This is a genomic window from bacterium (assembly GCA_026708055.1).
GTDB lineage: Bacteria > Actinomycetota > Acidimicrobiia > Acidimicrobiales > CATQHL01 > VXNF01.
Map to the genome: position 1 here is coordinate 57,821 of JAPOVS010000056.1, position 19,987 is coordinate 77,807.

The 19,987-nt window shown below is 72.0% G+C and carries 16 protein-coding genes; 6 read left to right on the top strand and 10 right to left on the bottom strand.

All coding sequences use genetic code 11. The features are described from left to right. Window positions 1-28: 28 nt before the first annotated feature. Window positions 29-2,428 carry a sugar ABC transporter substrate-binding protein gene (locus OXG55_12690; protein MCY4104095.1) on the bottom strand — a complete coding sequence of 800 codons (2,400 nt, stop codon included), beginning with the start codon at window positions 2,426-2,428 and terminating at the stop codon, window positions 29-31. A 262-nt stretch (window positions 2,429-2,690) separates the two neighbouring features. On the opposite strand from OXG55_12690, the gene OXG55_12695 reads away from it, so the two are divergent. The 3 genes from OXG55_12695 to OXG55_12705 all read left to right on the top strand — a co-directional run bounded on the left by OXG55_12695 (window position 2,691) and on the right by OXG55_12705 (window position 5,221). Continuing rightward, window positions 2,691-3,815 carry a mandelate racemase/muconate lactonizing enzyme family protein gene (locus OXG55_12695; protein MCY4104096.1) on the top strand — a complete coding sequence of 375 codons (1,125 nt, stop codon included), beginning with the start codon at window positions 2,691-2,693 and terminating at the stop codon, window positions 3,813-3,815. Window positions 3,816-3,858: 43 nt separating this feature from the next. Then, the gene (locus tag OXG55_12700; GenBank protein MCY4104097.1) at window positions 3,859-4,110 is read left to right on the top strand and encodes a hypothetical protein; all 252 of its coding nucleotides are present in this window, start codon (window positions 3,859-3,861) and stop codon (window positions 4,108-4,110) included. 115 nt (window positions 4,111-4,225) lie between these two features. Then, complete coding sequence (locus OXG55_12705) at window positions 4,226-5,221, top strand: nucleotidyltransferase domain-containing protein (protein MCY4104098.1); 996 nt, start codon at window positions 4,226-4,228, stop codon at window positions 5,219-5,221. Window positions 5,222-5,455: 234 nt separating this feature from the next. On the opposite strand, the gene OXG55_12710 is transcribed toward OXG55_12705, so the two are convergent. From OXG55_12710 to OXG55_12725, 4 genes are all read right to left on the bottom strand, one after another. Beyond that, a complete protein-coding gene (locus OXG55_12710; GenBank protein ID MCY4104099.1) occupies window positions 5,456-6,556 on the bottom strand; it encodes a Gfo/Idh/MocA family oxidoreductase in 1,101 nt (366 codons plus the stop codon). A 44-nt stretch (window positions 6,557-6,600) separates the two neighbouring features. After that, on the bottom strand, window positions 6,601-7,869 hold the full coding sequence (locus OXG55_12715; GenBank protein ID MCY4104100.1) for a CoA transferase: 1,269 nt from the start codon (window positions 7,867-7,869) through the stop codon (window positions 6,601-6,603). Between the two features lie 236 nt (window positions 7,870-8,105). Beyond that, window positions 8,106-9,188 carry an aminoglycoside phosphotransferase family protein gene (locus tag OXG55_12720; GenBank protein MCY4104101.1) on the bottom strand — a complete coding sequence of 361 codons (1,083 nt, stop codon included), beginning with the start codon at window positions 9,186-9,188 and terminating at the stop codon, window positions 8,106-8,108. 243 nt (window positions 9,189-9,431) lie between these two features. Continuing rightward, complete coding sequence (locus OXG55_12725) at window positions 9,432-9,584, bottom strand: hypothetical protein (GenBank protein MCY4104102.1); 153 nt, start codon at window positions 9,582-9,584, stop codon at window positions 9,432-9,434. Here OXG55_12725 and OXG55_12730 point away from each other — a divergent pair. Next, a complete protein-coding gene (locus OXG55_12730; GenBank protein ID MCY4104103.1) occupies window positions 9,553-10,431 on the top strand; it encodes a hypothetical protein in 879 nt (292 codons plus the stop codon). The two genes, OXG55_12725 and OXG55_12730, sit on opposite strands and share 32 nt — an antisense overlap. Next, window positions 10,428-11,210 carry a nucleotidyl transferase AbiEii/AbiGii toxin family protein gene (locus tag OXG55_12735; protein ID MCY4104104.1) on the top strand — a complete coding sequence of 261 codons (783 nt, stop codon included), beginning with the start codon at window positions 10,428-10,430 and terminating at the stop codon, window positions 11,208-11,210. Before OXG55_12730 ends, OXG55_12735 begins: the two co-directional genes overlap by 4 nt. 119 nt (window positions 11,211-11,329) lie before the next feature. Here the strand turns inward: OXG55_12735 and OXG55_12740 are convergent, their stop codons facing one another. From OXG55_12740 to OXG55_12755, 4 genes are all read right to left on the bottom strand, one after another. Further along, window positions 11,330-13,288: a hypothetical protein gene (locus OXG55_12740; GenBank protein MCY4104105.1), complete on the bottom strand. Its 1,959-nt coding sequence runs from the start codon at window positions 13,286-13,288 to the stop codon at window positions 11,330-11,332. Between the two features lie 16 nt (window positions 13,289-13,304). After that, a complete protein-coding gene (locus OXG55_12745) occupies window positions 13,305-14,390 on the bottom strand; it encodes a nucleotidyltransferase domain-containing protein (GenBank protein ID MCY4104106.1) in 1,086 nt (361 codons plus the stop codon). A gap of 20 nt (window positions 14,391-14,410) precedes the next feature. Then, window positions 14,411-14,608 carry a hypothetical protein gene (locus OXG55_12750; GenBank protein ID MCY4104107.1) on the bottom strand — a complete coding sequence of 66 codons (198 nt, stop codon included), beginning with the start codon at window positions 14,606-14,608 and terminating at the stop codon, window positions 14,411-14,413. A gap of 93 nt (window positions 14,609-14,701) precedes the next feature. After that, window positions 14,702-15,388 carry a Uma2 family endonuclease gene (locus OXG55_12755; GenBank protein MCY4104108.1) on the bottom strand — a complete coding sequence of 229 codons (687 nt, stop codon included), beginning with the start codon at window positions 15,386-15,388 and terminating at the stop codon, window positions 14,702-14,704. A gap of 939 nt (window positions 15,389-16,327) precedes the next feature. Here OXG55_12755 and OXG55_12760 point away from each other — a divergent pair. After that, window positions 16,328-18,271 carry a hypothetical protein gene (locus OXG55_12760; GenBank protein ID MCY4104109.1) on the top strand — a complete coding sequence of 648 codons (1,944 nt, stop codon included), beginning with the start codon at window positions 16,328-16,330 and terminating at the stop codon, window positions 18,269-18,271. An 18-nt stretch (window positions 18,272-18,289) separates the two neighbouring features. Here OXG55_12760 and cysS read toward each other — a convergent pair whose 3' ends face one another. Next, window positions 18,290-19,768: a cysteine--tRNA ligase gene (gene cysS / locus OXG55_12765; GenBank protein MCY4104110.1), complete on the bottom strand. Its 1,479-nt coding sequence runs from the start codon at window positions 19,766-19,768 to the stop codon at window positions 18,290-18,292. Window positions 19,769-19,987 lie beyond the last annotated feature (219 nt).

A 19,987-nucleotide genomic window follows, 5' to 3' on the forward strand; every position in this document is an offset into this window, starting at 1 on the left:
TTGATTCGTCACCGCTACCCGCCGGAGGTTACGGCCCCAGGTCGTGGATGGGGAAGCCGGTGTTGTCGTAGTACTGGTCGACGTTGTCGCGGTTGACCCAGACGTGGTCGATGTGGATCTCCTGTGGCACGGCGCGCCCGTCGAGGATGTCGATGAGCGCGGCCACGGCGTAGACGCCGTAGAGCTCGGGGAAGTACGCCACCGAGCCGAGGTAGCGGGTCTCCGAGGCGGGACCCTCGTGGAGGCGTTCGATGCCGTTGGGCTCGGCGCCGTGGCCGGCGGCCACGCCGCTGCGCCCGGCCTGCTCCATCGCCCTTGACATGGGCACCGCCACAACATCGTCGAGGCTGGTCGCCAGGACGTGCTCGGCGCCGGGGTTGCCGGTCAGCCAGTCGGTGGTGGACTGCAAGCCGTTCTCGGGGCTGCCGTCCACGTCGATGCGGCTGACGGGCACGTCGCCGCCGCAGACGGCCTGCACGCCGTCGGCGAAGCCGCTGGTGCGCAGATCCGGCGCCTCACCGGCGGTCAGGTTCTGCGCCAACAGCACGTGCACGCCATCGCAGTTCCACGTTTCCAACGCGTACAGGCCCGTGTTGATGCCCGCCAGGGCGCCGGACACGTAGTTGTTGGCGCCGAAGAAGATGGCGTTCGGGTGCCACACGTCGATGGTGACCACCGGGATGCCCGCGGCGTCGAAGACCGCCATCGAACTGTCGGCGGCCTCGCTGCGCCAGTTCCCGAACACGACCGCGTCCGGGTCGGTCTCGGCGACCGTCTCCGCGCACGCCAGCGCCTTCTCGGGGTCGAACTCGCTGTCGCAGATGGCGCCCACGTGCACGCCCGAGGCCGCGGCGGTGCTGCGGATGGAGTCCTCGATGTACTGGGAGAACTCCAACGCCGCCCAGCCCGACACCCAGGCGATCTCATAGTCCTGGCTCGCCGAGCGGATCGACGGGTCGAACGGCGCCGCCGGTGAACCGCCGGCCTCGAAGGCAGCCGTGTCGAAGTTGTAGGTCCACGGGAACACCTCATCAGGCGGCAACGCGCCCAGGATCCCCCCCGCGGGACCCGGCATCGCATAACCCGTGCCGCCCACGTTCAGGGTGAACGGACCACCCGGCGCATCCGACGGACCACCCGCCGGCGCGCTGGGGCCGAGGGCGTGGATGGGGAAGCCGGTGTTGTCGTAGTACTGGTCGACGTTGTCGCGGTTGACCCAGACGTGGTCGATGTGGATCTCCTGTGGCACGGCGCGCCCGTCGAGGATGTCGATGAGCGCGGCCACGGCGTAGACGCCGTAGAGCTCGGGGAAGTACGCCACCGAGCCGAGGTAGCGGGTCTCCGAGGCGGGACCCTCGTGGAGGCGTTCGATGCCGTTGGGCTCGGCGCCGTGGCCGGCGGCCACGCCGCTGCGCCCGGCCTGCTCCATCGCCCTTGACATGGGCACCGCCACAACATCGTCGAGGCTGGTCGCCAGGACGTGCTCGGCGCCGGGGTTGCCGGTCAGCCAGTCGGTGGTGGACTGCAAGCCGTTCTCGGGGCTGCCGTCCACGTCGATGCGGCTGACGGGCACGTCGCCGCCGCAGACGGCCTGCACGCCGTCGGCGAAGCCGCTGGTGCGCAGATCCGGCGCCTCACCGGCGGTCAGGTTCTGCGCCAACAGCACGTGCACGCCATCGCAGTTCCACGTTTCCAACGCGTACAGGCCCGTGTTGATGCCCGCCAGGGCGCCGGACACGTAGTTGTTGGCGCCGAAGAAGATGGCGTTCGGGTGCCACACGTCGATGGTGACCACCGGGATGCCCGCGGCGTCGAAGACCGCCATCGAACTGTCGGCGGCCTCGCTGCGCCAGTTCCCGAACACGACCGCGTCCGGGTCGGTCTCGGCGACCGTCTCCGCGCACGCCAGCGCCTTCTCGGGGTCGAACTCGCTGTCGCAGATGGCGCCCACGTGCACGCCCGAGGCCGCGGCGGTGCTGCGGATGGAGTCCTCGATGTACTGGGAGAACTCCAACGCCGCCCAGCCCGACACCCAGGCGATCTCATAGTCCTGGCTCGCCGAGCGGATCGACGGGTCGAACGGCGCCGCCGGTGAACCGCCGGCCTCGAAGGCAGCCGTGTCGAAGTTGTAGGTCCACGGGAACACCTCATCAGGCGGCAACGCGCCCAGGATCCCCCCCGCGGGACCCGGCATCGCATAACCCGTGCCGCCCACGTTCAGGGTGAACGGACCACCCGGCGCATCCGACGGACCACCCGCCTCAGCCGGCGGCGCAGGCGGGGGCGCCTCGGGCGGGGCGGCCGGCTCCTCGGCCGGCGGCGGCGGCGTCGGAATGGGTGCCGCCTCCTCGTCATCACCGCACGCGGCGGCGATGAGCGCCACTGCCAGGGCAATGGCCAAAGGTCGTAAGAGCTTGCGGAGCGTCATGGGTTCTCTCCTATGTCCTCGGTGCGGTCGGGGAGGCGGCGACATGCCGCATAGGTCGCGGCACCGCTCGGTGTGGACCCGAACCTCCCCTCTGACGGAACGGCCGCGGTGAGACCGGCACCGTTCCGCCGGAGCACTGTAGTGCGCTCATCGCTCGCCGGTCTACTGCTTCGGACGCCCGTCGCCCTCGGACTGCTCGCCGCCTTCGCCGTCGGAGCGGTTCGATTGGGGGCACGGGGCGCGGCGCGCGTAGGGTTCGCCCATGCGCATCAAGGCCGTCGAGGCATTCCCGCTGCACTATCCCGAGCCCCACGACAGCGACAAGAGCCGCTACGTCACCATCGCCAGGGTCACGAGCGCCGACGGTGCGGTGGGTTGGGGGGAGTGCATCGCCCAGTTCCCCGAGGCCGCCCTGGCCACGAGGGTCGTCGTCGAGGAGGGTTTCGCCCCGCTGCTGATCGGCGAGGACGCCCGTGACGTCGAGCGCCTCTGGCAGGCCATGCGGGACCGCAGCTGGTGGTACGGCAACGGCGGCATCGCCAGCTTCGCCATCAGCGCCGTGGACATGGCCCTCTGGGACCTGAAGGGGCGGCTCCTGGACGTGCCGGTGTATGAGCTGCTCGGCGGCAAGCGCATGGACCGGATGCGGGCCTGCGCCAGCGTCATCTTCGACACCGAGGACCTCGACGCCACGGCTCAGGAGTTCGCCGACTACGCCTCCCGCGGCTACACCGCCGTCAAGGGAGGCTGGGGCAAGAGTCCCGAGACGTGCTTCGGGCGCGACCCGAAGCGGGATCTGGCAGTCGTGTCGACCATCCGCGAGGCCGTCGGCCCCGACATCGACGTGATCGTGGACGTGGGCACGCATGTGCGCTGGACGCCGTCGCACGCCATCGCCATGGCGCGGGCCTTCGAGCCGTACAACCTCTACTGGATCGAGGAGCCGCTGCCGCAGGACGACATACAGGGCTACGTCCGCCTCCGGCAGGCCATCCGCACGCCGGTCGCCACCGGGGAGAAGGAATGGACGCTGCGGGCTTTCAAGGAGCTCATCGAACTGGGCGCGGCCGACATCGTCATGCCCGATCCCGGCAAGGCCGAGGGCGTCACCGGGTTCCGCAAGATCGTCGAGTTCGCCGACGCCCACAGCGTGCGCTTCACGCCGCACTCCTGGTCGAGCGCCATCAACACCGCCGCGGCGGCGAACCTCTACGCCAGTTTCGACAACGGTGTGGTCTTCGAGCTCAAGCCCAACCCGTCACCCATGCAGTACGAGCTGGTGGCCGAGCCCATCGAGCAGGAGGGCGGCTGGGTTCCCGTCCCCACCGGGCCGGGGTGGGGTCTCACCGTCAACCAAGAGGTGATCGACCGCTACCTCATGCGTTAGCCCTTGAGGGCGTCGCTCAGTCTCGACGGTGAAGGCGGCCCAGATGGCCCAGTTGGCGGCCGCCGGCCAGGACGAATCACTGTCGGGGAGAATCCACTCCTCGAGGATCAGCAGCGGAATCACCCCCAGCGCGGCGATTAGCACCGGCAGCGCCATCCGCTGCTTCAGGACCCTGCCCCGATCGGTCAGCACGTCGCTGAGGTCGCTCGCAGCGATCTGCACCACCAAGCGCGGCCCGTCGGCGCCCCGGCGGTCGGCGGACTTCGGGCCGCTCCCGGCCGATGTCGGGCCTTGAGCGTCCAAGTCCACGATGCGGATGCTAGTAACGGCCGGTCCTGCGACAGGGTCTTTGGGGCCAGGGCCCGTCAGAGGCCCCCTCGTCGAGCCGGCCGATCACCTAGGCTCCGGTCATGACGGTGGTGGCGCCGACGGGAACGCCGACACGGGATGACGCTGTCGTCGCGGGCGCCGCGTTGATCGCCGCCGGCGCCGAGGAGGTGCTGCTGGTCGGGTCGGTGGCCCGCGACGAGGCCCGCCCCTACAGCGACATCGACCTGGTGGCGATCTTCGCCGATCTGGACTACGCGCAGCGCCATGCTCGCCGGCTCGAGTTGGAGGCCGCCGCCGGCGAGGTCGTGCCCTGGTCGGTGCAAGTGCACGTCACGGACCGACCCGAGTGGCGCGCCCGCGTCAAGCGGGTACCGGCGTCGTTCGAGAGCCGCGTCGCCGGCGGCGCCGTCGTCATCGCCACCGCAAGCGAACGCGGCCTCGTCGACTGGGACAAGGAGATGGTGCTGCCCATGAGCGACGCGCAAGAGGCCCTCCGCCAGTTCGACCACTGGGTCCTCCCGAGGTTGGAGGACCTCGCCCTGTCGACCCTCCGAGCGCCCAAAGAGGCGGATCCACGCCGGGATGTCGCAACGCGCGAACGCCACCGCCTGGAGCGGATGGTGCGGATCTGCACACACGCCGCGCTCACCGTCGAGACCAGCCTGAAGACCCTGGCCGTTCTCCTGAAGACCCCCACCCCGACCGAGAAGGAACTCCGCGACGCCAGGCACAACATCAGGAAGTGCCTCAAGCTCGTCCCCGCCCCGGCCGTCGCCGAGGTGAGCGCCGTCTTCGACGGCCTGAGCGTCGACCTGACGACGCTGTCGCAGTGGCGGGCCCGGGGCACCTACCCCACAGACATCACCGTCGAAGGCGAGATCGCCGACCGGCTCGCGCCGACCTACGCCGCCATGGCGCCCATAGTTGCCGAAGTTCTGGCCACTCGCCTGCAACAGGAACTCCCCTCCGGCCCCGTCCTTGACGACGCTGTGGCCCGCTGCCGCGAGCTCGGCGAGGAGATCACCGCCCGCGATGTCCGCCTCGGCGTCGCCGCGGACACCGGACTCAACCTCTAGCCGGCCGTCGTGGAGGCCGCAGGGGCCACCGCGCCCCGGGGCACGATGCGGAGGTCAGGACGGCCGAGCATCTCGGCCATACGCGTGACGTTCTGGAGGGCCGCGAGGCACCGAACTCGCGCAACGGTTCGGCGCCCGAGCGGGTCAAGACCGGAGTCGACGAGGTTGACCTGCGGGTGCCGCGTGATCGGGCGGGGACCTGCGACAGCACCGGCACCTGTCGGTTCGCGGCGGTCACCTGTCCGCGGCCTGCGGTGGGTCGGTGGGTGCGACCGGTCGGGGTCTGCCTTCGGCGGCTGAGGCGTAGGCGGCTTCGAGCATGGCCACGACGCGGGCGCCGAGGCGGCCGGGGGAGCGGTTGGTGCCACCGCCGATGACCTCGACCAGGTTGTCGAGCGGGCCCTCCTCGGGGTAGCTCGTGGAGTAGTCACGGCCGGCGGGCGCGGGCGGGCACGGGGGGCTCTCGGTGATCGAGCCGTCCGCCCGGTACATCACGAGTTGCTCGTTCATCACGTCGAAGAGGATGTGGCCGCCGGTGCCGTAGAGGCGGTACTCCAGCACCTCCTCCTGGGTGCGCACCGTCGAGCCGGTGGAGCCGACGGCGCCCAGGCAGCCCCCCTCGAAGCGCACGCTGAGGGCGCAGACGAGGTCCACCCGCAGGTCGTGGTTGTGCATCAGCGCGAACACCTCGGCGGGCTCGAGCCCGGTCATGTGCAGCAGCAGCGCGCCGGAGTGGGTGATCTGGGTGACCCCTTGCCCGCCGCCGGACAGCGCCGGATCGCTGTACGTGTCCCGCCCGGTGGGGTTGACCGTGTAGCCCATCTCGCCGGCGACCAGCTCCACGTCGCCCCGGTACAGCTCCCAGACGATGGAGGCGAACAGCGAGTGCACATAGAGGAGGTCCCCGATGGCGCCGGAGGCGATCCAGTCGCGCGCCCGGTCGGCCTGCTCGTTGTAGTGCCACGGATAGCCCACGATGATCTCCCGGCCGCGCTCGGCGGCGGTGCTGAGCAGTTCGCGGGCGTGGTCGCTGCGCAGCACCATCGGCTTCTCCACCAGGACGTGCAGACCTGCCTGCAGGGCGTCGCGGGCGATCTCGAAGTGCCGGGTGTGCGGCACCGCCACGACCACGCCGTCGAGCCGCTCCGCCCGGAGCATGTCCCGGTGGTCGCCGTACGTGGCGGGCGGGCCGAACACCTCGGCGGCGCGGCTCCGGTTCGCCTCGTCGGGGTCGGCGATGGCGACCAGTTCGGCCTCGGGGTTCGCGGCGATGGCGGGGAGGTGCGCCCGCGTCGCCCACCAGCCCGTGCCGATGACTCCGATGCGTGCGGTCATGGCCGCTCCCTTCTTCGATCGACGGGCACCGGTCCGTTGACGCTCTATGCGTCGGGTCCGGCGACGATTCCGGCGTCGTGCAGCCGGCCGATCTCGGCGCCCGACAGCCCGAGGCACTCGGCCAGGATCTCGTCGGTGTGCTGACCGAGACGGGGCGCGGGCGCCGGGTCGTCGAGTGCCGGCCCGCCGAACCGCAGCGGCGACCGGGCCTCCAGCACGGTGCCGATGCCGGGATGGGTCACGGGCGCGAACAGCGGGTTGGCGACCGAGCAGCGGGCGTCGTCGGCCACCAACTGCCGGAAGGTCTGGTAGGGACCCCAGCACACGCCGTGGCGGTCGAAGGCCTCGGCCACCTCGGCGAAGGTCAGCCGGGCGCACCAGTCCTCGATCACGTCGAATATCTCCCGGCGTGCCAGGAAGCGGTCACCTTCCGAGCGCGCCAGGTCGAGCCCGGTCTCCGACTCCAGGTCAGCCATCGCGTCGGCCATCTCGCATGCGGCGCACAGCGCCTGCCACTGCTTGGGGCTGATCGCCACGGCGATCACCCGCTGGCCGTCGGCGCAGCGGAAGTCCCGGCCCAGGGCGCCGTAGAGGTCGTTGCCGAGACGGGGGCGCTCGCTGCCCAGGATCTGCGCCTCGGCCACGTGGCCCAGTGCCGTCACCGCCCCGAGCGCCACGTCGGAGAGCGCCAGCGTGACGAGTTGGCCCTCGCCGGTCCGGGCGCGGTGGCGCTCGGCGGCCAGCAGGCCCAGCGCGGCGGTCTGGCCGCAGATCACGTCCCACGCCGGCAGGACGTGGTTCACCGGCCGGTGCCCGTCCGCGCCGACTCCTTCGCCGGCCCCCTCGCCGTCGGGTCCGCTGGGGGCGTGCCCCGTGACCATCGGGTAGCCCACGGCGCAGTTCACCGTGTAGTCCACCGCACCGGTGCCGTCGTGGTTGCCGGTGATTGCGAGCATGATGAGGTCATCCCGGCGCGACCGCAGCGCCTCGTAGCCCATCCAGCCCGCCGCCGGGAAGTTCGTGAGGAAGATGCCCGCCCCGGCGCCGGGCGCGCAGATCAACTCGCCCAGCAGCTCGCGGCCGGCCTCGGAGCGCACGTCTGCCTGCAGCGACCGCTTGCCCTTGTTGAGCCCGGCCCAGTAGAGGCTGGCGCCGCCGGGGGACAGCGGCCAGCGGCGGCGGTCGATGCCGCCGCCGATGGGGTCGAAGCGGATCACGTCGGCGCCCAGTTGGGCGAGTGTCATCCCTGCCGAGGGTGCGGCCACGAAGGCGGCGCCCTCCACCACCCGGAGACCCTCGAGAACGTTGTGCACCCCTGCACCTCCCTCCGCGCGGCGCGGACCGCCCGCATTGTGCCACCCGGTCGACGCTGCGGCCGCCCGACATCGTTCGCCGTCGACGCCTGCGGGCCGGCGAGCAATCCGCCCGCGGCAGCGGCGAAGCCGCTGACCAGGGTTCGGGCCTTAGCCGGGACGCCGGAACGGGTGCTCGGAAGCGTTGCCCCGCGTCTCCCGGCGTCCCGGCCGTGCCCCCTCTGGCCCCGATCGGATCAGGCGGGGAGACCCAGGGCCTCGAACGATTCGAGATCCTCGACGGCCGCCGCGGCCCTCCCCAGCCAGGTGTCGATGACCGTGCGGGGCGCGGCGCCGAGGGCCAGCGTGACGACGACCGCCTCGAGCGCGTAGGCGGCGTGGCGCCGGTAGGCGTCGCGGGCCTCGCCCAGGTCCAGGCGGGGCCCCCCGGCGGCGCGCAGCCGGCGCCGGTAACGGTCCAGCAGCAGATCCTCCGCCGAGCGGCGGTCGTCGGGCGCCAGCGCCAGCGCGCAGAAATAGGCCATGTCGCGCGCCCACTGCCCGGCTCGCACCATCTGCCAGTCCAGGAAGACCGGGCGGTCCTCGGCGTCGAACGCCAGGTTCCCCAGGTGGCAGTCGTTGTGGATGAGCGTGTGCGGCGGACCGGTGAGGCTCTCGTCGGCGGCCCTGTAGTGACGGGCGCACCGGAGCGCCGCGGCGGCCACCGGCGCCGGGACCTGCCCGCCCGCCAGCTCCAGCCCGCGTCGCACCAGCGGGAGCCGCAGCCACCTCCCCAGGGAGCGCTCCCGGTCGGCCTGCGCCGGCAGCCAGCCGCTGGCCGAGCCGCGCCGGGGGCGATCCCAGCCGTAGGCGTGCAGGTCGGCGAGCGCGTCGACGACCGTCAGCGCCTGGCGCGCCGTGCAGGCGTCACCCGATGCCGCCAGGCGCGCCCGGCCGGTGAGGTCCTCCAGCACGAGCATGAAGCGGGTGCCGTCGTGGCGGGCGTGGAGGCATTCCGGCACCCGCACGGGCACGGTCGCCGCCAGTGTCCGGTAGAAGCGCACCTCGCCGGCGGTGAGGCCGGCCGCCTCGGTGACCAGGCGCGTCAGCGGGCTGGTGGAGGGCGTCTTCACGAACACCGAGCGCCGCCGGCCGTCGGCGAGGTGTACGTCGGCCCTGAGGTGCCGCGTGGTGTGCGAGCCCTCCTCGAGGCGCTCGACCCGTCGGACCGCCCCCAGCGGGCCGTGCAGCGCCCGCCGCAGCCGGGCCTCGACGGGGTCGCTGCAACCGGCCGCGATGTCGGCGCCGACGCGGGCGACGGTGGCGAGCAGGTCTCGCACGGGTGCCCTCAGCGGACCCCGCGCCCGACGGTGCCCGTCGGCGTTCCGAGCCGCGGTCCGACCGCTGGGCCACCGAGCCTGTCGTACCGGCGAATCACCGCCCTCACGGTACCGCCCCGCCGCCCCCGGCGATGGCGTCGCCGGGCTCGCGGCGGATCCGGGCTCAGGAGCCGAGGGTCGAGATCGGCACCACGCACGCGCCGTCGGCTCGTTGGTAGGCGTGGCCGTCGGCTCGGGTGGGGGTCAGGTGGGGATGGCTTCGCTGCAGAGGGTCCGGTAGCCCTCGGGCAGGCGGGCGCAGAAGCCGCGGCGGCCGGCGTCGTCGGAGAACACGTCGCCGGCCCGGTAGATGATCTCCCACCAGATGGCTTTGTCGGCGGGCAGACTGTCGTCCAACGCATCAAACAACGGCATTATGCCGAGGTGTGATACGATAGACGGCATGATCCGAGAGAAAGTCCCCCCGAGGGAGCTTGCCGATTGGCTGATCAGCCGCGGGCGGCACTTCGTGACGACGACGGAGGTGGCCGAGATCCTCGGAGTCGATGCAACGTCGGTCCCGGCGAGTCTCGAGCGCGCCCGCGAGGCGGGCAAGGTGATCTCGGTCACCAAAGGAGGCTGGGTGCCCGTGCCCGCCGAATATCGCGCCGCCGCCGCCCCGCCACCCAGCCACTTCGTCCATCAGCTGATGGAGCACCTCGGCCATCCGTACTATGTCGGCTTCCTTTCCGCGGCAGCCGTCCACGGGGCGTCCCACCAGGCGCCGATGGTGTTTCAGGTGGTGACGCCGGCCCGACTGCGGGAACGGCGGATCGGGCGCGGTCGGTTCCAGTTCATCCAGCGTGCGGCAGCCGGGCAGCGTCCACGCTTGCAGCACAACGTCCCGACGGGCCGGATCTGGGTGTCAACGCCGGAAGTGACCGTCTTCGACCTTGTGGAGTCACCGAACGACGGTGCAGGTCTGTCCAACGTCGCGACCGTCATCGGCGACTTCCTCATCGACGGCATCCTCGACCCGCACAAGCTGGCATCGGTCGGCGCCGCCTATCCGGCCGCGGTCACACAACGGGCCGGATACATTGTCGACTCGATGGCCACCGAGGTCGGTGCTGAACTCGACACTGCGCCTCTCCGAGCGCTCGTCGCCCGCAGCCGCTATCGGCCGCTCTCGCCGGCCGGCGGCGGCCATCACGACCCGCGGTGGCATGTCGTGGCGAACACGAGGATCGAGCACGATCTGTGATCACCGAAGCCGACATCGCGCACTGGCAACGACACGCGCCGTGGCCGACACTCGAACAGATCGAGCAGGATCTCGTGCTCTCACGGCTGATCATCGAGATCGCCAACCATCCCTTGCTGCGCAACGAACTCGTCTTTCGAGGTGGCACCTGTCTCCACAAGGTGTGGCTGGACCGGCCATGGCGCTACAGCGAGGACCTCGGCTATGTCCGACGGACCGCCGGCGGCGTCGGGCAGACCCTCGACGCGCTGCGCGAGGTGGCTGCAACCGTCGGATTCGACCGCGTGCGGACTGACGTGCGCCGGTACCCGAGGATGCGACTCGACTCCACCTTCGCGGGGGGAGGGCGGATGCGGATCAAGATCGAGTTGAACACGTTCGAGCGCTCGCCCGCACGGCCGACGGTGCAGAGGACACTCAACGTCGACAGCCCCTGGTTCTCGGGCGCCGCGGACGTGCCGACGTTCGCACTGGAAGAACTGATCGCCACCAAGGTCAGAGCGTTGTTCCAACGGGCGAAAGGAAGGGACCTCTTCGACCTATGGCTTGGTGTCAGACGAGCGGGGGCACGGCCGGCCGACATAGCCGCATGCTTCGATTCCTACCGCCCCGACGGCTGGACGGTCGCCCGGGCGACCGCAAACCTCGACGCGAAACTGGTGAACCAGGACTTCAGGAGCGACATCGAGAAGTTGGTTGCTGATTGGCCCGCGGACTTCTCAATGCAAGCAGCGGGCGATGTCGCTTACACCGTACTGGGCTCGATCGGCAAGCAGTAGGTGTCGAGTTGTAGATCGTGTGGCACGACGCCCCGGACGGTGGGCGGGGTGGTTGCGGGGCAGCGTGGGTTGCCCCACCTCGGGGCGTCGGGGCGGCGTGGCCGGGGCTCGGGTGCGGGTCAGGTGGGGATGGCTTCGCCGCAGAGGGTCCGGTAGTCCTCGGGCAGGCGGGCGCAGAAGCCGCGGCGGCCGGCGTCGTCGGAGAACACGTCGCCGGCCCGGTAGATGATCTCCCACCAGCAGGCGGTGGCCTCCTCGCCGTCGCGCAGCAGCGAGCACATGGTGATGGCCTCGTCGGCGCCGGTGGTCTCCCAGAAGCGGTCCTGGGCGGCGCCGGTGAGGCACTCGATGCGGTCAGCGCCGGCGGGGGCGTGGCCGCAGAGTTCCACCGCCCCGGCGGGGTCGCCGCGGGTCTGGTTGCCCACGTCGCGGCCGTAGGAGGAGAAGCACAGCCGGCGGGCCTCGTCGCTGAGGGTGGCGCACTCGGCGGCCACCTTGGACATGTCGCCGCCGAACACCTGCCACATGTGCGAGGTCTGGTAGTAGTAGCAGTCGGCCCGGTAGCGCTCGGCCACCACGTCGCACGGGTAGTGCGGGTCGTCGGGGCGCAGGTACTCGGTGATATGGCCCATGGCGCCCGACAGCCCGCCCACCACGTTCTCCATGAAGATGCCCGAATAGCACGACGACCTGTCCTCGCTGCCTACCTCGGCGCCTTCGAGGACGTCGCAGAGCTCCAGCGCCTCGTGGATCTCGTAGCTGGTCCAGGCCATGAGGCCGTGGCCGACGCCGTGGTGGCACTGGTGGCGCACGAACCGGTTCGTGATCGAGCACAGCGCGGCCACGTCGGAGGCCAGCCGGGAGGTGCCACGATCGGCGAAGAGGGCCTCGGTGCTGCCGTGCAGGGCGCCCGCCTGGCATTCGTGGCCCGACAGGACGAAGGCCGCCGCCCCGAAGTGCTCGTAGGCGATGCGCCCCGCCTCGTGGGCGGCGTCGTGGCAGTAGCGCCCGGTCTCGATCTCGGTGGCCTTCAGGTCGGCCACCGCCGCGGCCGGCCCGTAGGCGGCCACGTAGTCCTCCAGGGCGCCGGCGTCGTCGAAGAGCGCCTCGCCGCCCGCTCCCGGCGGCGCCGGCGGGAACCGGATGTCCCCGGTCGAGGCCTGCAGCGGCTCGAGCGCCTCGGTGGGGCCGCCGGTGGCCACGATCAGACCGGTCTCGGCCGCGTCGATGTGGTTGTGGTAGCGCCAGTAGCCGTTGCGCCGGAACGTGAACGCCCAGCTCCCCCCGGGCGCTATGGCCTCGAGGGGGTCGAACTCCGGCAGGATCTCGTGGGTGGGATGGATGTTCGAGGCGGGCCAGGTCGGCACCGCCGAGTCGTTCACGAACACCACCTCGTCGCCGGTGGCGATGTCGAGCCGCTCGGGCACGAAGGCCCCGTCGGGGGTGTAGCGGACCGTCCAGGTGCTCGGCGCGCCGGCCCCGTGGGTGTGGGCGGTGCCGTCGTCGTGGGTGTGGAGCTCGCCGACGTCGGGTGCGGTCGCCGCCGCGGGCCCCTCGGGGCCCGGCGCGGACGCTGCGGTGGCGGTCCCCGCGACGTCCGGCGCGCCGGCCGCCTCGGCGCCGTCGTGGCCTCCGGGGTGGCTGTGGGTGTGTTCGTGGCTGTGGGTGTGGATGACGGTGACGGTCCCGCCGGCCTCGTCGGTCTGCACGTGGGTGTGCTCGTGGCTGTGTCGGTGGGTGTGGGTCTCGCCTATGGCGGGCGCAGCGATGGCCGCGGCTGTCGCCGCGGGTGCCGTGCTGTGGTCGTGGCTGTGGGATGCGTCGGCAGTGGCCGCCAGCGGTTCGGCAACCTCGGCGGCCGTCTCGGGATGCGGTTGGTCGCCGGCCGCGGCGGCGTCGGTGGCGGGTCGCAGCAGCAGGAACATCACCAACGCCCAACCGGCCAGGCCGGCCAGCCCCAGCGCGATCAGCGTGGAGCGGGTCCGGGACGGGTTGGTCGACTCCGGCCTCGTTGACTCCGGCTCCGTTGACTCCGGGTTGGTCGACTCCGGGCTCGTGGACTCCGGCTCCGTTGACACTCGTCGGTCTCCTGATTCACACAGACGGGCCCGCGCCCTCCGGTGCGGCGTCGCCCCCGTCCGGCCGCAACGACTCCGACGGCTCCGGCGGCGCGGGTATTCCCATCTGCGCGGCCGGCGTCTCCTGTGCGAGATCCCAGCCGGCGATGGCCTGCTCGATGGCCGCTGTCAGGTGGGCCGCCCGACTCGCCTCCCAGGCGGCGGGGCGCGGCGTCCCCGGGTCGGGGGAGACGACAGCCGCTCCGGCGGCGGTGACGTGTTCGGCCGCGAGCCTCCCCAACGCGCACGCCGCCGCGGCGAGGGCGTGCGCTGTGCGCGCCAACTCATCCAACGTCAAGTCAGGAAAATCCCCCGGATAGGCGCCCCGCTCGCGCCACTCGACAACCGCGGGCGCATTCAGGTCCCCCAGCGCGGCGACCGCCGCCGGTTCGAGCCACTCCGGAAGCCTCGCCACCAGCCCGTCCAGGCGGTGCGTGCGCCCCGGCGGCTCCTCGCAGTACGCGTGGACCAGCGACTTCAACGCGTTCTCCATCGCCAGATGTGAGTCGGCGCAGACGCCTCGCAGACGGTCGGCAACCGCAACGAGGTAGTGTAAAGCGTCTCGCCCCGCGAGCGCCTCCCGCTCGTTCACGTCGGGTTCGAGTTTGGCGCGCACATCGTGCAGGGCCTTGTTCGTGTTGCCCAAAGAACGGACGGCTTCGCCGAAGTCGCTGGTGGGCATACCGATCTCCTTGTGCCAGTTCACACCGGTCGCCGGTCGGTCACGCAACACGACCACGTCGCCGACGATGCCCGCCTCGAAGGACGTGCGCATCCCGCGGCTGCGACGCTGCCACTCAGGACGGTCGGTGACCCGCACCTGCACCGGCCGGCCCGCCGCCTGCGACGCCAACACTCCCAACTCCGCCTTGCGACGCCACCGCTCCGCATAATTCAGATCATCGAACATCGCCACCAGGTCGATGTCACTGTCGGCGCGCTGGGTGCCACGCGCCACCGACCCGTACAGCAACACGACCGGCACACCCGCCACGCCCAGCGCCGCCGCGGCGCGCGCCGCGTCCGCCATCGAAGGCGCCGAGAGCGGTGCTGCAACACGCACACCTCCAGCCTACGCGTGATTCAGTACATGATGAGGTGGGTGGGAACCAGCCGCCGTTCGACCGGATCCACCGCCAGCGCAAGGCCTTCCAGCGTGTACGCGCCGAGGAGCGGGGGAGCATGGTCGTCGCCGAAGACCACGGCCGTCACAACGCGCTCGCTGTCGATCTCCGCCCAGACCTGCCCGGAGTCCATGTCCGCCCGGCGTCCGTCGGCCAAGAGGAAGCGGCGCTATCCAGGCTCCGGCGGCGCGATTCGCACCGCGGTGCCAGGACAGCAACTCCCCTGTTCAGAGCCTATCCGCACGCCCTCTTACGGCTGGTTGTTCAGCGCTGCCCGCAGCGCCGCCAGTTCCGCCTCGGCGGCTTGGGCGCGGGCGACGGCGGCGTCGCGGTCTTGGCGCATTTCGGTGGGGTCGAGGAGCGGGTCGCCGGTTGTGGGGTCGCGGAAGCGCAGGCGTTGGGTTTCGGCGTGCAGGTCCAGGCCGAGGGCGCGGCTGTGGCCGATGAAGCGGCCAGCGTCGTCGACATCCACCGCAATGGGCGCCCAACGGTCGTCGGCGCGGCGCTCGGCCTGCAGAATCGGGGAGAAGAACTCGCCGCCGGTGGGGTCGAAGCGCCAGTACTCCTCCACGCCCATGTCCAGGTACTTCTGCGGCTTCACTTCGACGTCGGCGGGGAACGTCTTCTTGGAGGCGATCTCCAGCACGAACGCCGGCGGCGCGCCCACCTCCCAGACCCGGTAGCTGGCGACGTTCAGCAGCGATTCGGGGTCCACGCCGAAGCAGACGAACACGTCGGGGGCCGCCACCGCGCGGGGGTGGCCGCGCCGGTAGTAGATGTTGAGGTCCTGGCCCACGTAGCAGTCGCCGCGGCCGGCGTAGTGTTCGCGCAGGGCGCCGTAGGTCAAGAACCGCACCCGCGAGTGCAGATCGGAGTCAGGCACGCTGGCGGTGGCGGGGTACGCCACATCGGGATCCATCTCGGCCAGCAGGCTCATGTCCGCCTCCCCTCGCACCGGGCCGGCGGCCCGGTCGCCGCCCCGGCCCTGCGCCCAAGGTTAGCCGAACCGGGGCGCGACTGTCGGAGCCATTGATCATGAAATAGTATGATAACTTCTATTCTCATATTTCAATGGTCAGGACTATATGTCAATGACCTCGAAGGTCGACCGCGGTGCCGGACGCCCCGGCGGCGGGCCGTGGAGATTGGGCCGCGTCGGCGCGCGGTTCGGCGGCGAAGTCGAGGGTGTGCCGGACCGCCCGGCGGCGGGCCGTGGTGGTTGATGCGGTTGGCGGGCTTACGGACGCCGAGGCCCCGGCGGTGCCGGACGCCCCGGCGGCGGCGTCGGGCGAGGCAGGTTTGATGGGCCCGCCGGGGTCCAGCGATTCGGGCCCGCAGGGTGCCGCCGGCCTGCCCGGCCCGCAGGGCCCCACTGGCCCGCCTGGCACCAGGGGCAACCGGAACGTGTGGCTGGACACCGCAGCCACCTCCAGTGTGACTGCTGCCTATACCGGCGGCATGTACATCCAGCAGACGACGAGCGGGTCCGACACCACATGCACGGTCTATCAACTGACCGCCTCCAACACTTGGACACGGTTCGCCCAGTTCCCTTGCAACTGACCGCCTCTGACACTTGGACACGGTTCGCCCAGTTCCCCTGCAACCCGCCCTCCCCCTAACGGAGGAAGACGGGCGAGATCTGTCCGACTGGCTCGGGATTGCCGCACGCCATCGACTCGCATCGAGGGGCCTTCTCCAAGTGTAGCCGAATCGGAGACCATTCACGGGCCGTTCACCGAGGAGGAACTCGAGGCCGCTAGCCGGCGCATCGAATGGGGGCGCTCGTTCTCGCTGCCAGCGTCCCGAGTGGTCGGTTCGGCGAGTCGCGGGCTTGGGTAGTGTTCGTCGCGGTGTTCGGTGATCGGAGGCGATCATGGTCCAGCGGCGCGGCAGGCGTGCGGTGGCCGTTGTGCTGAGCGAGGTCGAGCGGGGGGCGTTGAAGCGTCGGGTGCCGGCGCTGCTCTTGGGGGCGCTGTTCATGACGGTGTCCTGCGGCGCGACCGATGGCCCGGCGGCCGGGGCCGACCCCCTCGGCGAGGACGGCTCGTTCATGCTGGCCCCAGCCGAGCCCGCCGGCGCGCCCGGCGCGCCCGTCGTCCCGCCGCACGCCCACGACGGCGCCGTCGAGGCCGACGGTGCCCACCTCCGGCGGGTCCCCGCCGATGCCGATCATGCCCACGACCACGAAGCGGCCACCGCGGCGGCCCACGCGCATGCCGGCGGGCTCGACGCCGGTGCGGTGCACGCCCACGGCGGTCTGCTCGACGCCGGGATGACCGCGGACGGTGCGACCGCAGGCGCCGCCGCAGCCGGCGGCGACGCCCTGGCTGCCGCGCAGCAGCGGATCCGCGACGGCCTCGGCCCGGCCGCCGCTGCCGGGGACCCGCCGCCGCCGGGGCCCGCCGACGGAAGCGGCGAGGCGCACACCCACGCGGACGGGTTCAGCCACACGCACGGGGCGGGCGCGCCGGCCACCTGGACGGTGCGCTACACAGCCGACGGCGCCTTCGTGCCCGCGCGGCTCGACATCGCCACCGGCGACGAGGTGGTGTTCGTGAACGACTCGGCCGCGCCCACCTGGCCCGCCTCCAACATCCACCCCAGCCACGAGATCCTCCCCGAGTTCGACCCCCGGGAGGCGATCCCCTCCGGCGGCAGCTGGGCGTTCACCTTCAGGCGCAACGGCTACTGGCGCTACCACAACCACATCCGGGCCGACGAGACCGGCCTCATCGTGGCTGCCGGCGGCCCCAGCGAGGCGCTGGCCCCGCTGGACCTGGCCGAGCCGGCGGTGAGCTTCGAACCGGTGCCGCCGGGCGCCGGCGGCGAGGCGCTGCTGGACGACCCGGCGGCGCTGGAGCGGTTCGTGCTGGCGCACGGGCCGGCGGCGGCGGTGGCCGAGCTGAAGGCCGTGGAGCTGGCCACCGGTCGGGACTGTCACGCCGCCGCCCACGAGGTGGGCCACGTCGCCTACGAGCACTTCGGCGCCGCCGCGTTCCGCCTCGGGGCCCACGACTGCCACTCCGGGGTGCTGCACGGCACCATCGAGTCGCTCATCGCCGAGCGGGGCACGTCCCGCCTGGCCGAGGACGTGGCCGTGCTCTGCTCGGCGGCCGGCAACGCCTTCCAGGTGCACCAGTGCTACCACGGCGTGGGCCACGGCCTGCTGGCCTGGACCAGCTACGAGCTGCCCGAGGCGCTGGAGCTCTGCGACCTGATGCCCGCCTACGCCGACCGGGACGCCTGCTATGGCGGCGCGCACATGGAGAACGGCGTCGGCGGCCTGAGCGGGCGCATGGGCCACACCACCGAGTACCTGGACCGCGCCCGCCCGCACTTCCCGTGCGACGTCCTGCCCGAGCACCACGTTCCGGGCTGCTACTTCTGGCAGACCAGCAACCTGTTCTGGTTCGGCTACGAGGCGCCCGAGGTGGCTGATCTCTGCTTCGAGGCCCCCGCGTACGCCCACGAGGCGTGCTGGTGGTCCATGGGGCGCGACCTCGGTTCGCTGCACCGCGACAGCCCGGTGACCGCGGCCTCGCACTGCGAACTGGCCGACAGCGTCGAGCACCTCACCGACTGCTTCCAGGGGGCGGCGCTGAGCCGCTTCACCGAGGCCGCCAACGCGGCGTTCTCGGCCGACCTGTGCGCCATCGCCGACGCCGACCATCCCCCGGAAGTGGCCGAGGGCTGCTGGGCGATGGTGCTGCGCGACGCCCCCCACATCCTCGGCGACGCCGCCGGGCGGCGGGAGTTCTGCGACAGCCTCACAACGCCGCTGCGCCGCGACGACTGCACCGCCGCGCTCGAACTCTGAGCCCCGGCGCCCCGCGGCTCAGCGGACCCTGCGCCAGACCGTGCCGTCCGGGGTGTCCTCGAGCTCGATGCCGAGTTCGGTCAGCTCGCGCCGGATCCGATCGGCGGTGGCGTAGTCCCGCGCGTCCCGCGCCGCCTGCCGCTCGGCGACGCGCCGCTGCACCTCCACCGCCTCCTCCCGTATCGCCCCGTCCTCGGAGCGGCCGGGCGGCAGCCGGCCGGGCGTCGCGTCGCCCGCCGTCGAGCCGGACGTGTCCCCACCGGGGGCGCCCGCGGCCTCCGGGGGCGCCGGATGGAGACCGAGGGCGCCGGCGAGGTCGCGCACGGCCGTCAGGGCGGCCGCCGCGTCGGTGGACCTCCCGGCGTCCAGGGAGACGTTGCCGGCGCGCAGCAGGTCGAAGATCGCGGCCACCGCGCCGGGAGTGCCCATGTCGTTGTCCATGGCCTCGACGAAGGCGCTCCGGGCGTCCTCGGCGGCAGCGGTCGGCGCCGTCCCGCCGACGTCGCCCAGCGCGCCGACGCGCCGGGCGAAGGCGTCGAGGCGGCCGATGCCGGCGGCCGCTCCGGCGAGCACCGCCTCGTCGATCTCCATCGTCGAGCGGTAGTGGGCCTGCAGCATCGCCAGGCGCAGTGCCCGCGGGTCGTGGGTCGCCAGCACCTCGGCCAGGGTGGCGAAATTGCCGGCGGACTTGGCCATCTTCTCGCCGGCGACGTTCACCATCGCCGAGTGCATCCAGAGCCCGGCGAAGCGGTGACCCGCGGCCTCCGCCTCGGCCCGCTCGTTCTCGTGGTGCGGGAAGATCAGGTCCGACCCGCCCCCGTGGATGTCGAAGCCGTCGCCGAGGATGCCCAGCGACATGGCCACGCACTCGATGTGCCAGCCGGGCCGGCCGCGCATCCACGGCGCCTCCCAGGCGGGTTCGCCGGGCTTGGCCGCCTTCCAGAGGGCGAAGTCCAGCGGGTCGCGCTTGCGCTCGTCCACCGCCACCCTGGCGCCGGCGCTGTCGCGGAGTTCGTCGACTCGGCGATGGGGGAGCCGGCCGTAGTCGGGGTAGCGGTCGACGTCGAAGTACACCCCGGCCCCGTCGATGACGTACGCCGCGTCCTTGCGCAGCAACTCCTCGACGAACTCGATCATCTCGGTGATGTGACCGGTCGCCCTGGGCCGCTCGTCGGGTTCCGCCACGCCGAGGGCACCCATCTCGCTGATGTAGGTCTCGGTGAAGCGGGCCGCCACCTGTTCCTCGGTGCTTCCCTCCTCGGCGGCCCGGGCGATGATCTTGTCGTCCACGTCGGTGATGTTGCTGACCATCCGGACGGTGAGACCCCGCCGGCGCAGGTAGCGGCACAACACGTCGTATGTCAGCGCCGTACGGGCGTGGCCCAGGTGCGGCACGTCGTAGACCGTCGGCCCGCACACGTAGATCGAGACCTCTCCCGGCGTGCGGGGCCGCAACTCGACCACGGCGCGGCGGAGCGTGTCGTACAGGCGCGTCACGGGTGATCAACGTACCGCCATACCCGCGGCGCGCAGCCGGTGAGGGTCGGCCGGCTCTTCGCCGGGCAGCGCGTCCGGTGCTCCGGCCGGGAGTCCGCGACGGCCCGCCGCCCGCTTCGCGCCCAGGGTCGCGGCGACGCCGGCGCCCGCGCCGACCCTCTGGGAGGGGCGCGGTACCCTCGCAGCGGGAACGGCACGCCGTCGGCGGTGGCCACCGAC